This window comes from Azospirillum fermentarium (genome assembly GCF_025961205.1).
In the GTDB taxonomy this organism is placed as follows: Bacteria; Pseudomonadota; Alphaproteobacteria; order Azospirillales; family Azospirillaceae; genus Azospirillum; species Azospirillum fermentarium.
On record NZ_JAOQNH010000001.1, the window covers coordinates 1015250 to 1028193 of the forward strand.

At 70.3% G+C, this 12944-nt stretch carries 10 protein-coding genes; 8 read left to right on the top strand and 2 right to left on the bottom strand.

Annotated features, from left to right (window positions below):
* Positions 1 to 46: 46 nt before the first annotated feature.
* Positions 47 to 3055 (bottom strand): response regulator, encoded by a 3009-nt coding sequence (locus M2352_RS04790; RefSeq protein WP_264663361.1) that lies wholly within the window; start codon positions 3053 to 3055, stop codon positions 47 to 49.
* Positions 3056 to 3392: 337 nt separating this feature from the next.
* Here M2352_RS04790 and M2352_RS04795 point away from each other — a divergent pair, with 337 nt between their 5' ends.
* From M2352_RS04795 to M2352_RS04830, 8 genes are all read left to right on the top strand, one after another.
* Complete coding sequence (locus M2352_RS04795; protein ID WP_264663362.1) at positions 3393 to 4214, top strand: phage capsid protein; 822 nt, start codon at positions 3393 to 3395, stop codon at positions 4212 to 4214.
* 26 nt (positions 4215 to 4240) lie between these two features.
* Complete coding sequence (locus M2352_RS04800; RefSeq protein WP_264663363.1) at positions 4241 to 4513, top strand: hypothetical protein; 273 nt, start codon at positions 4241 to 4243, stop codon at positions 4511 to 4513.
* Between the two features lie 143 nt (positions 4514 to 4656).
* Positions 4657 to 5226 carry a hypothetical protein gene (locus tag M2352_RS04805; RefSeq protein WP_264663364.1) on the top strand — a complete coding sequence of 190 codons (570 nt, stop codon included), beginning with the start codon at positions 4657 to 4659 and terminating at the stop codon, positions 5224 to 5226.
* The gene (locus tag M2352_RS04810; RefSeq protein WP_264663365.1) at positions 5223 to 7115 is read left to right on the top strand and encodes a hypothetical protein; all 1893 of its coding nucleotides are present in this window, start codon (positions 5223 to 5225) and stop codon (positions 7113 to 7115) included. Before M2352_RS04805 ends, M2352_RS04810 begins: the two co-directional genes overlap by 4 nt.
* Positions 7115 to 8008 carry a coiled-coil domain-containing protein gene (locus tag M2352_RS04815; protein ID WP_264663366.1) on the top strand — a complete coding sequence of 298 codons (894 nt, stop codon included), beginning with the start codon at positions 7115 to 7117 and terminating at the stop codon, positions 8006 to 8008. Before M2352_RS04810 ends, M2352_RS04815 begins: the two co-directional genes overlap by 1 nt.
* A gap of 289 nt (positions 8009 to 8297) precedes the next feature.
* On the top strand, positions 8298 to 10325 hold the full coding sequence (locus tag M2352_RS04820; protein ID WP_264663367.1) for a glycoside hydrolase family 55 protein: 2028 nt from the start codon (positions 8298 to 8300) through the stop codon (positions 10323 to 10325).
* Complete coding sequence (gene terL, locus M2352_RS04825) at positions 10325 to 11824, top strand: phage terminase large subunit (RefSeq protein ID WP_264663368.1); 1500 nt, start codon at positions 10325 to 10327, stop codon at positions 11822 to 11824. The genes M2352_RS04820 and terL overlap by 1 nt, the downstream gene beginning before the upstream one ends.
* Before the next feature lie 99 nt (positions 11825 to 11923).
* Entirely contained in the window at positions 11924 to 12421 is a 498-nt protein-coding gene (locus M2352_RS04830; protein ID WP_264663369.1) for a cell wall hydrolase, read from the top strand.
* A 116-nt stretch (positions 12422 to 12537) separates the two neighbouring features.
* On the opposite strand, the gene M2352_RS04835 is transcribed toward M2352_RS04830, so the two are convergent.
* Positions 12538 to 12759 carry a hypothetical protein gene (locus M2352_RS04835; RefSeq protein ID WP_264663370.1) on the bottom strand — a complete coding sequence of 74 codons (222 nt, stop codon included), beginning with the start codon at positions 12757 to 12759 and terminating at the stop codon, positions 12538 to 12540.
* Between the last annotated feature and the right edge of the window lie 185 nt (positions 12760 to 12944).

The following is a 12944-nucleotide window of genomic DNA, read 5'->3' on the forward strand; positions in this document are numbered from 1 at the left end:
TACGTTTCGCGAGCCTGACGGGGCGGAAGAGGGGGATGGTCCGGCTTTACGCCAGTGTCAGCTCGTTGGTCCGGGTCTCTTCCAGGTGCCGGACCAGCCGGGCCAGTTCGGCGTGGTCCAGGGGCTTGGCCACATGGCCGTTCATGCCGGCGGCGGTGCATTCGGCCAGATCCTCATCCAGCCCCCCGGCGGTCATGGCATAGATGGGCAGGGTGCCGGCGGGCGGCGGCAGGCGGCGGATGCGCCGGGCGGCCTCCAGCCCGTCCAGCACCGGCATGTTCACGTCCATCAGCACCAGATCATAGGCGTGGTGCCGCACGGCATCCACCGCCGCCGCCCCGTCACCCACCACATCGACGGTGCAGCCCAGCCCGTTCAGCAGCACCATCACCAGCCGCTGGTTCAGGGGCTGGTCCTCGGCCACCAGCACGTGGAACGGCTGGGGCAGGGCGGTGCACAGGGTTTCTTCCGCCGCCGGCAGCGGCGTCTTGCGGGGGGCGGGCAGGATGGGGGTGCAGGCCGCCGCCGGCTCGTCCGCCAGCCGCCCGGCCACGCGTTCCAGCCGTTCTTTCAGTTCCACCGCCAGGAAGGGCTTGGAGATCATCGCGTACCCGCCTTCGGCCCCCGCTTCCCCCGCCACCGCGTGGCCGGCGAAGCCAGAGGTCAGCAGCACCGGAATGCCGGGGCGCAGCCGTTCGGCCTGACGCGCCAGCTCGGTGCCGGTCATGCCGGGCGGCATCACCATGTCGGTGAACAGAAGATCGACCGGCGCATCGCCGCGCAGGATGGTCAGCGCCTCGTTGGCGTTGGCGGCTTCCAGCACATGGTGGCCCCAGGTCTCCAGCAGTGCCGTGGTGCTCATGCGCAGCAGCGGATCGTCGTCGGCCAGCAGGATGGTCAGGGGCCGGCGGACCGGGGCCGGCTGCGGCGCCGGGCTGCAATGGGGCAGACGCTCCACCGCGCGCCACGGCGGCAGGGTGACGGTGACCGTGGTGCCGACGCCGAGCTGGCTGCGCAGGGTCAGCACGCCGCCGTGCAGTTCCACCAGCCGCTTGGTCAGCGGCAGCCCCAGGCCCGTGCCCTCCACCCGGCGGTTGCCGGGGCTTTCCACGCGGGCGAAGGCCTGAAGCACGCGGTCCATGTCCGATTCGGGAATGCCGATGCCGGTGTCGGTCACCTCGATCACCGGGGATCCGCCCGGCGCGTGCATCAGCCGGATCGTCACCTCCCCGCCCGAAGGGGTGTACTTCACCGCGTTGGAAATCAGGTTCAGCAGGATCTGGCGCAGCCGCTTCTCGTCCCCGCGCAGATAGCGCAGGCCGGTGGACCGCACCACGGTCAGTGTCACGCCCGCCCGGTTGGCGCGGGCCTGGAGCATGCGCACGGCGAATTCCACCGCGGCGTCCAGGTCCAGCGTGTCCTCATGCAGCGTCAGCATGCCGGCTTCGGCGCGGGCATGGTCCAGGATTTCGTTGATGAGTTCGAGCAGGTGCTGGCCGGAATCGCGGATGTTGACGGCGAAATCACGGTAGACCGGCGTGCCCACCGGTCCCTCCGCCTCCCGCGCGATGAGATCGGCGAAGCCGATGACGGCGTTGAGCGGCGTGCGCAGTTCGTGGCTGAGGCTGGCCAGGAAATCGCCCTTGGAGCGGTTGGCCGTTTCGGCCTGGGCGCGGGCGGCGGCTTCCTCCTCGCGGGCGGCCTGGAGTTCGCGGGTCAGCCGCGCCACGTCGGAGATGTCCATCAGCGCCACCAGCCGCAGCGGCTGGCCCCCCGCCTCCGCCATGGTGGTTTCGGTCATGGATTCGACCACGGATTCCACGGCAAGCACCGTGCGGGTGGTGCCGTCGCGGCGGGTCAGGTCGGCTTCCCACGATCCCGGTCCCTGGCGGGGGGGCAGCACGGTGGCCGCGTCCCGCCCTGTCAGGTCAGCGGACTCCCACCCGGTCAGCCGGCAGAAGGCGGCGTTCACCCGCACCAGCCGGTTGCCGCCGCCCACCACCGCCAGCGCCGCCTGGGCCTGTTCGAACAGCGCCTCGGCAAAGGCGTGGGCGGCTTCGGCGGCGCGGCGGGCGCTGTTCAGCTTTTCCTCCACGCCCACGCGCACGGTGATGTCGCGCAGCACCGCCACGTATTCGCTGTCCTCCCCCTCGGCCCGGCGGATGGCGGCTTCGACCCACACGGGGTGACCGCCGGTGTGGATCGCCCGGCAGCGCACCACCGCGGACGGCGCGTCGGGGGTCAGGGCGGCGATGCTGGCGGCGACGGTGCTGCGGTCGTGGGGGTGCAGAAGCTCTTCCAGCGTCATCCCCCGCACATCGGCGGGATCGCGGCCCAGGATGGTGCGCGCCGCGTCGGTGGCGTGCCGCACCCGTCCGCCGGCGCCGATGCGCATGATGACGTCCTGGGCGTTGTCGGCCAGAAAGCGCAGCCGCTCCTCGCTGGCGGCCACGCCCTGGGACGCGGCCAGCCGCATATGATCGCGCGACAGCATGATGCCCAGCAGCACGATGCCCACGGTGGTGGCCGGGAACAGCGCCGGCCCGCTGCGGGTGAGCACCAGCAGGGCCATATCCCACGTGGGCAGCAACAGCGCGCTGCACATCTGCGCCGCCGAGGCGATGCACCCCAGCGCCATCAGATGGCGCAGCGGCAGGCGTCCGTCCTTCCACACCGGAAACCGGCTGTACAGCAGCCCTGCCAGCCCCGCCAGGATCACCCCGGCCACGCCCGCGGGCGCCCCCACGCCGCCCAGCCACAGCCGGTAGGTCGCCGGCAGCACGATGGCCGGCAGGGCCGCCAGGGGGCCGCCGAACAGGGCGGCCAGCGCCGACATGATGGCGCGGGCGTCGGTGATGATGCCGGGCGCGACCTCCGCCGGCTGGAGCATGGACAGGACCGCCGCCGCTCCGAAGAACACGCCCAGCGTCAGGCCCCGCAGCCGCGGCCGCCGCGCCAGCCCGCGCAGGATCATGTCATAGCCCAGCGCCACCACCGCCAGAAGGCCGATGCCGTGCAGAAAGGTCAGCAACAGAGAAGGCGACAGAACGGGCATGGGAACGGGATACAGCGGCAATTCCAGAAGAAGCTATCGCCGTATTTCACGAAAATCTCAACGACTGGTTACCCGCAGGGTGGGCGAACAGGTTTCGGCCGGCGGCAGGGGTGGGCAAAATAGGAAAATAATCTTGACATCAAGGCCGGGTCTCCGTATTCCTAGGGGTGTCAACGCCCAAGGTAGGTGTGGCGTCCTGTCTTCCTCCTGATCCCGTCCTTGCGCGAAAGGCGCCGTTTTCTTCGGAGAACGGCGCCTTTCGCGTTTTTCCGTCCCGTTCCGTGCCGGCTCTGGTCCCGGCCCCGTCTTCATCGCCCACAAAGGGGAGATTATTCCCATGTCCACGTCGGTCGAGCAGGCCTTCGTCAAGCAATTCGAACGCGAAGTGCACGAGGCCTACCAGCGCACCGGTTCCAAGCTGCGCAACACGGTCCGCACCAAGAACAACGTCCAGGGTGCCTCCACCATCTTCCAGACGGTGGGCAAGGGCAAGGCGTCCACCAAGGCCCGCCACGGCGCGGTGCCGGTGATGAACGTGGAGCACGAGCCGGTGGAATGCGTGCTCTACGATTACTATGCCGGCGACTGGGTGGACCGGCTGGACGAGCTGAAGACCAACATCGACGAGCGCCAGATCATCGCCGGGGCCGGCGCCTATGCCCTGGGCCGCAAGACCGACGACCTGATCCTGGCCTGCCTGGACCGGTCGGAGATTCATGCCGGTGACGCCAGCGACGGCCTGCTCAAGGCCAAGGTGATGGAGGCGTTCGAGATCCTGGGCACCGCCGACATCCCCGACGACGGCCAGCGCTATGCCGTGGTCGGCTGGAAGCAATGGAGCCAGTTGCTGGCCATCGACGAATTCGCCCGCTCCGATTACGTCGGGTCCGACGATCTGCCGTGGCGGGGGACACAGGCCAAGCGCTGGCTGGGCACGCTGTGGATGCCCCATTCCGCCCTGACGCTGACGCCCGACGGCGTGCGGCTGTGCCACTGGTATCACAAGACCGCGGTGGGCCACGCCTCCGGCGCCGACGTCAAGACCGACGTCACCTGGCACGGCGACCGGGCGGCGCACTTCGTCAACAACATGATGAGCCAGGGGGCCGCCCTGATCGACCCCAAGGGCGTGGTGACCCTGCGCTGCCTGGAAAGCTGACCCCGCCCGCGACCGGAGATGTTCCCATGGCCTATCAACCCAAGGATCTGAGCGTGCTGGCCTATGCCAACGGCTTCACGCTCTGGCACTACACCTCCCCCGACAGCGGGCCGTCCGTGGCGGCGTCGGGCTATTTCGACGGCGCCGCCGACATGCTGCGGGTGGGGGATCTGATCCTCGCCAACGTGGCAACCGGTGCCGCCAGTCCCGCTGCCGGGGTGTTCGTGGTGCGCACCAACGCCGCCGGCACCGTGGATCTCAGCAACCTGACCCCCTTCGGCGCCGCCAACGACGGCTGATGCCGTCCAGCGTAAAGCCTGACGCATCAGGCTTTACGTCCGCCCTCAGACGGCGGGCGCGGCCATCCGGCCGCTTGCCTTCGCAGGCACGAGCCTGCGGGGCCGCAGTCGCGGCCCTTACCGCCTTACGGAAGGAAGACCCCATGGCCCTGTCCGCCATCGGCCTGTGCAGCCGTGCGCTTTTGAAGATCGGCGCCGCCCCGCTGTCGTCGTTCGACGACGGCACGGCGGAGGCGCAGGTGGCCCAGGCGCTCTATGCCACCACCCGCGACGCGCTTTTGTCGGCCAACGCCTGGAGCTTCGCCACCATGCAGGAGCGGCTGCCCCGGCTGGCCGCGGAGCCGGTGGCCGATTACACCGCCGTGTTCCAGCTTCCCGCCGGTTTCCTGCGGGCGCTGTCGGCGGGGGCGGGCCGCGGGCGGGGGCTGGAGTACCGCATCGCCGGGTGCACGCTGCACAGCGGCAGCGATTCGGTGGTGCTGACCTACATCGGGCGCCCGGCCGAGGCGGACTTCCCCGCCTTCTTCGATCAGGCGCTGATCGCCCGGCTGGCGGCAGAGTTCTGCCTGCCGCTGACCGAGAATTCCAGCCGGGCCGAGGTGCTGGCCAGGATGGCGGAGAGCGAATTCCGCCGCGCCCGCCTGATCGACGCCCAGCAGGACACCCAGCCGGGGCTGGAGGATTTCACCCTGATCGAGGCGCGGCTGGCATGACCCGCGTCCGTCAGATCAAGACCAATTTCACCGCCGGCGAGATCTCCCGCACCCTGCTGGGGCGGGGGGATCTCCGGGCCTACGACAACGGGGCGCTGTCCCTGCGCAACGTGTTCATCCACCCCACCGGCGGCGTCAGCCGGCGGGCCGGGCTGGCCTTCGTCGATCATGCCCGCGGACCGGGGCGGCTGGTGGCGTTCGAATACAACACCGAACAGGTCTATCTGCTGGTGTTTTCCGCCGGCACGATCGACGTGTACGGCAACGACGCCCGCGTCGCCACGGTCGCGGCCCCCTGGACCGCGGCCCAGTTGGCCGGCATCGCCTGGACCCAGAACGCCGACACGCTGCTGGTCTGCCACCCCGACGTGGCCCCCCGCGCGCTGACCCGGCGGGACGGGGCGTGGTCGCTGGCCGACTGGAGCTACACGGTGGAGTCGGGGGTGGTGCGCCAGCCCTTCTACCGCTTCGCCGACGCCGCCGTCACCCTGACGCCCGGCGGCACGGCGGGGGCGATGACGGTCACCGCCTCGGCGCCTGTGTTCGAGCCGTCGCAGCAGAACACCCGCATCCGCATCGGCGGCAAACAGGTGCTCATCACCGGCGTGGCGTCGGCCACCACCGTGCAGGCCACGGCGCTGGAGACGCTGGCCGGCACCCAGCCGACCACGGCATGGGACGAGCAGTCCTTTTCCCCCCGCCGTGGCTGGCCGGTGTCGGTGGCGTTCCACCAGGACCGGCTGGTGATCGGCGGCTCGCGGGATCTGCCCAACCGGCTGTGGATGTCGCGCTCGGCGGATCCCTGGAATTTCGACCTCGGCACCGGGGAGGATGACGAGGCCATCGAGTTCGGCATCCTGTCGGATCAGGTGAACGCCATCCGCGCGGTGTTCGCCGGGCGGCACCTGCAGCTTTTCACCTCGGGTGCCGAATACATGGTGACCGGCACGCCGCTGACGCCGCAGAACATCCAGGTCAGCCGGCAGACGCGCATCGGCTCCCCCGTTGACCGCACCCTGGCCCCGCGCGACGTGGACGGTGCCACCCTGTTCGTGTCGCGCAACGGGCGGGAAATCCGCGAATTCGTCTACACCGATACCGAACAGGCGTATCAGGCCAACGACCTGGCCCTGCTGGCCCGCCACATGGTGCAGGCCCCGGTGGATCAGGATTTCGACAAGGCCCGCCGGCTGCTGTTCGTGGTGATGGGCGACGGCACCATCGGCGCCGTCACCGTCTACCGTGCCGAGCAGGTGACCGCCTGGACCCGGCTGGTCACCGACGGGGCGTTCCGCTCGGTGGCGGTGGTGGGGGACGACGTGTACGCCCTTTTGAACCGCGCCGGGGTGTGGACGGTGGAGCGGCTGGACGATGCGGTCCACCTCGACGCCGCGCTGGTGGGCACCGCCGCCGCCCCCGCCGCCGTGTGGGGCGGGCTGGACCATCTGGAGGGGCGGGCGGTGACGGTGATCGCCGACGGCACCCCCGCCGGAACCGCCCCCGTGGCCGCCGGGCGCATCACGCTGGACACCCCGGCGCGCTCGATCCAGGCCGGGCTGCCCTTTTCCCACGTCATCGAGCCGCTGCCGGTCAACCCCGCCGCCGAGGGCGGGGCGGGGCGGGTGGTGCGGCTGGTGGAGGTGGGCTTCCGCCTGGAGGAGACCGCCGCCCTGCGCGTCGATGTGGGGGCCGGCCTGACCGACCTGCCGCTGCACCGTTTCGGGCCGCAGCCCGCGGGCGGCGTGCCCAAACCGGTGTCGGGCGACCGGCGCCTGCGGGCGCTGGGCTGGCGGCGCGACATCGACACGCCGCTGTGGCGCATCGAACAGGATGCGCCCGTGCCCTTCACGCTTTTGTCCGTGACCATGGAATTGAAGGTGAACGACTGATGGCCGGAATCACTCCCATCCTGTCGGCGGTCGCCCCGGTGGCGTCCACCGCCCTTTCCGCCGCCCAGCGGCAATCCCAGACCCAGGCCAGCACCGGCGTCCAGCAGGCGGAGCTTGATTTCAAGCGCCGGCAGGCCGAGGCGGACGCCCAGCGTGCCGCCGAACAGCAGGCGTACGAGCGTCAGCAGGCCGAATCCGCCGCCCAGCGCGCCGCCGAGCAACTGGCCTACGAACGCCAGCAGGCGGCCCTGAAGCAACAGCAGGAGCAGGCGGCCCTGGCCGCCCAGCAGCAGTACGACCGCGAGCAGGCCGACCGCAAAGCCGCCGCCGAGCAGGCCGCCCGCGAGCAGCAGGCCCGGCTGGAGCAGGAAGCCCAGCTCCGCCAGTGGCAGCACGACGACGAGGTCCGCCGCCAGCAGGCCGAAGCCGCCGCCGCCGAGGCCGAGCGCCAGCGTCAGGCCGAAGAGGCCCGGCGGCGGGAGGCCATGGACCTGTTTTCCCGCACCCAGGGGACCGAGATGGACCAGCTCCGCGCCCGCCAGAAACAGGCGGAGGACGCGGCCGATGCCTCGGCCCAGAGCCGTCTTGCCACCCTGGTGGCCCAGGCCGACGCCGCCGACCGCCAGCGCCGCGAGGCCCTGCGCACCGCCACCGCCCACAGCCGCGCCAGCCTGGGCGGCCAGGGGGTGAGTTCGGCGGACGGGTCGGGGCAGGCCATCATCCAGGGGCTGGCCGGCGCCGCCGACAAGGAACGCCAGGACGCCGACGCGTCGGACCGGATCAAGCGCGCGTCCATCCAGACCGAAACCGACAATCTGCGCCGCGCCAACCTGCTGGAACAGGCGCAACTGGCCGACCGTCAGCGGCTGGAGTTCATCGCGAAGTTTTATTGATGGAAGACCCCCCTCTCCCCGCCGGGGCTACGCACTGCACACATCGTATAACATTCTGATATAAAACAAGTTTTCATCGTCATCCCAGCGAAGGCTGGGATCCAGAAGGTGTTTCCATGGCCAAAACCTCAGGCGATTCATATCGCCGCTGATCGCGGCTCACGCCTGGATTCCCGCTTTCGCGGGAATGACGATGAAAACTTGTTTTATATCAATTTGTTAGAGATACGCGCAGTGCGTAGCCCCGCCGGGGAGAGGGAACATCCCCCCAAAAAGGAATCCCACGGCCATGACCGCCCTGCCCATCCCCCGCGGCACGCCGCGGGTGCAATACGTCGCCGACGGCGTTCAGACCGTCTTCACCTACCCCTTTCCCATCTTCGCGTCCGAGGATCTGCAGGTCTTCCTCAACGCCGGGCTTCAGAACACCGGCTACACCGTCATCGGCGCCGGGGTGGGGGCGGGGGGGCATGTCACCTTCGCCGTTCCGCCCGCCGCCGGCACCGCCGTCACCCTGCACCGCCGCGTGCCCATCGAACGGGTCACCGATTTCCTGGAAAGCGGCCCGCTGCCCGCCGTGGCGCTGAACCGCGAGCTGGACACGCTGACCGCCTGCCTGCAGCAGGTGGCGGGGGATCAGGAGGGGATGCTGCGCTACCCCGACACCGACCTGCCGGCCTCGCCGCTGCTGCCGGGACGGGCGGCACGGGCGGGGCGGCTGCTGGCCTTCGACGGCGACGGCAACCCCACCGCCCGCGCGCCGGTGGACGAACAGGCGCTGTCCACCTATCTGCCCCGCGGGCCGGGGGCGGTCGGGCGGCCCATCCGCGACAAGCTGGCGGACAGCGTGTCGGTCAAGGATTTCGGGGCGGCGGGCGACGGGGTGAGCGACGACACGCTGGCCTTTCACGCCGCCCTGACCGCGGCCAAGGCGGTGCAGGTGCCCGCCGGCACCTACCGCCTGACCAACACGCTGACGCTCGCCTATGGCCAGACGCTGGCCGGGGTGGGGCAGGCGTCGGTGCTGACGGCGGCGGGGGCCGGGTTCGACCTGATCCACCTGCCCGACGGCTACGCCACCGTGTCGGGGCTGCGGCTGGAGGGCGGGGCGGCGGGGGTGCGGCTGTTCGGGCGCGACGGGCCGTGCGTGCAGAACCTGCTGTCGGACCTGACCCTGTGGGAACCGTGCGACGGCATCGTGCTCGACGGCTACGCCACCCCGGATCGTCCCTGCTATTGGAACAGCGTCAACCGCGTGCTGGTGGCCCGCCCGTCGCGTCACGGGGTGTGGCTGACCACCAGCGGGGCGGGCGACAGCCCCAACGCCAACCGTTTCACCGGGGTGCGGGTCTATTCCCTGGCGGCCCCCACCGCCGGCTGCGGCTTCTTCGTGGAGCACGGGCGCTACAACAACGCCTTCGTGGATTGCGAGGCGAACCTGTCGCCCACCGCGGCGGCCTGTGTGCGGGTGGGGGCGGGGGGCGACAAGAACCTGTTCGTCAACCTGTACTGCGAAAGCCTGGGCGCCGTGCCCAACGTGCAGCTTGACGCCGGGTCGCGGGAAACGGCGGTGGTCAACCTGTTCTCCGCCGCCGCCGGGCCGGCGATTTATGACTTTTCCGGCGGCGCCTACACCGCGGTGAACGCCGGCTACCCGGAAAAGAACCGGCTGGACCGCACCCGCATCCGCGAACTGGTGGTGGAGGCGCTGCGCTACGACACCGAATACGTGGAACCCCAGGGCGGCGGCACCGTGGACCTGGATCTGACCAGTTCGGTCTATCTGGTCAGCGCCTACGGCGGGGCGGTCACCGTGCGGCTTCCCAGTTCCGGCAGCGCCAACGGCCACGCGGTCACCGTCAAGAAGACCGACGCCTCTCCCCACCCGGTGACGGTGGAGGAGATCGGCGGCACCGGGCCGGACGGGCGGGCGTGGGCGCTGGGCAACCGCTACGACTGGGTGACGGCGGTGTCCAACGGCGCCGGCTGGTGGGTGGTGGCCGGCAACACCCCGGCGGGCAACGCCGGGTACTGGACCCGGCCCGGCCTGTTCTCGCCCGACCTGAACCAGGCGCTGTATCTGGTCAGCGCGTGGTCGGGGGCGGTGGAGGTGCGGCTGCCCAGCCCCTCCGCCGCCCATGCGGTGGGGCGCACCGTCACCGTCAAGAAGGCCGACCAGAGCACCACCCCCGTCACCGTGACCACGGAGGGGGGCGGGGGGCCGGACAACCAAGCCATCGTTCTGTCCGACTTCGGACACGCCGTGACCGCCATGTCCAACGGGGCCGGCTGGCACATCCTGGGACGGAATCCGTGATGACCGACGACGCCGAACGCTTTTCCGTTTTCGTGGAGGTCTGGAACGGCCAGCAGCAGATGCCCACCCCCGCCCATCACCGCCGCATCGCCGGCTGGCTGGAGGACGCCTGGACCGCCGGCAACCGCCATCTGCTGCTGATGGCGTTCCGCGGGTCGGGAAAATCGACGCTGGTGGGGCTGTTCGCCGCGTGGCTGCTGCACACCGCGCCGGAACGGCGGCTGATGGTGCTGGCCGCCGATCTGGCGCTGGCCAAGAAGATGGTGCGCAACGTCAAGCGCATCATCGAGCGCCACCCCGCCACCCAAGGCTTGAAGCCGGTGGACCGCGACCAGTGGGCGGCGGAACAGTTCACCGTGGTCCGGCCCGTGGAACTGCGCGACCCGTCGATGATCGCCCGCGGCATCGACGGCAACATCACCGGCAGCCGCGCCGACGTCATCATCTGCGACGACGTGGAGGTGCCGCGCACCTGCGACACCGCACCCAAGCGCGCCGACCTGCGCGACAAGCTGGCGGAGATCGACTTCGTGCTGGTGCCGGGGGGCACCCAGCTCTATGTCGGCACGCCCCACACCTATTACACCCTCTACGCCGACACCCCCCGGCCCGAGGTGGGGGAGGATGCGCCGTTCCTCGACGGCTTCCACCGGCTGGTGCTGCCGGTGCTGGACGCAAGCGGCGCCAGCGCGTGGCCGGAACGCTTCCCCCCCGCCCACATCGAACGCATCCGCCGCCGCACGGGTGGCCTGAAGTTCGACAGCCAGATGATGCTGACGCCCACCAACCTGAGCGTGGGCCGGCTCGACCCCGACCGGCTGCGCCCGTACGACGGCGAACTGGCCTATCACGAATCCGGCGGGCGGGCGGTGCTGACCCTGAACGGGGTGCGGCTGGTCTCGGCCTCGGCGTGGTGGGATCCGGCGTTTGCCCGCGCGGTGGACGGGCAGAGCGTGGGCGATGCCAGCGTCGTCGCCGCCGTGTTCACCGGCGAGGACGGCAACGCCTATCTCCACCGCACGCTCTATCTGACCGCCGATCACGCGGCGGAAGAGGACGAGGCGACGCAGCAGTGCCGCGCCGTCACCGCCTTTCTGCGCGATTTCCACCTGCCGGGGGTGCATCTGGAAATCAACGGGCTGGGCCGGTTCCTGCCCGGCGTGCTGCGGCGGGAACTGGGCCGGGCGCGGCTGGCGGCGGCGGTGGTGGAGGTGGCGTCCCGCCGCCAAAAGGCCCTGCGCATCGTCGAGGCGTTCGACGCCCGGCTGGCCGGCAACAGCCTGTTCGCCCACCGCAGCGTCTGGGACACCCCCTTCGTCCGCGAAATGCGCGAATGGCGCCCCGATGGCCGCTACCGGGGCCGCGACGACGGGCTGGACGCGGTGGCCGGGTGCCTGTCCGCCGAACCCATGCGTTTCGACCGCGCCCCCCCGGCCCGCCCCCGCGGCGACTGGCGCCGGGCGGAAAGCGTGGTCGCCCCTTCCGAATGGCCCCTGTGAGGGGCCTTTTTGCTGACGGAGAAGACCGATGACCGATCATCTGCTGCGCATCGAGGAGACGCTGGAAGGCGGCATGCCCTGCCCCGACGGGGGTGGGCGATGAGCCGCCGGTCCCTGATCCCCGACGCTTGCGTGTCCGATGCGCCCCTGTCCGCGGCCCCGCCGCTGCCCTGCGGCGGCTCGGTGGACGCGGCGGTGGATACCCTGGCGCGCACCTTGTGGGGGGAGGCGCGCGGCGAGCCTGTGCGGGGAATCGAGGCGGTGGCCGCCGTCGTGGTCAACCGCGTGCGGCGGGCCGTGGCGGAAGGCGGGTGTTGGTGGGGCGGGTCAGTGATCGATGTCTGCCGCAAACCGCGGCAGTTCGCATGCTGGAATCCCTCCGATCCCAACCGGGCGAAACTGATGGCGGTGGGGCCGTCCGATCCGGTTTTCGCCACCTGCCTGCGCGTGGCGCGGCGGGCGATGGCGGGGGTGCTGCCCGATCCCACGGACGGGGCCACCCATTATCACCGCGTCGGCGTCCATCCCGCCTGGGCGGCAGGGTGCGTGCCATCGGCGGAAATCGGCAACGGCGTGTTCTTCAACACGGTGCCGTGACGCAACTTAAAAAGGCCGTTCCTGCGAAGGGCCGCCGCCCGCCGCCGTTCCGGCGGCACGCAGGCCGCCGGACCCTGACGGAGGAGGTCAGGCAAGAAGAGCGGGAGATCCCGCGCTTACGCCGCCTCGCGGATCATCGCCAGATAGATCTTCCACGCCACTTCGACGGAGACGCCGCCGGCCCGCGAGCCGGACGCCAGCATGGCCGCCGACGGCTTCAGCGGCACGGGGGTCATGCCCGTATCGCCCATGACGCCCACCACGTCGAGGGCGTAATTCAGCGACCCGGTGCGGGCTGCGGTGGTTTCGGTGTGCAGTTCGGCGGTCATGGCGTTCATGGTCTTCCTCCGTCCCAAAGGGGTTGTGTCCCCTTATCAGCAAACGGGATGCCAACTGTGCCAACGGGGTGGGTTCCCATTAAATGGTTGAAAATAAAGGGATTTGCAAAATGCGATTCTGTCTCGGCACGTGATATATATGCAAAATGCGGCTGATGGATTGTTTCGCGCGTTGCATTTTGCAA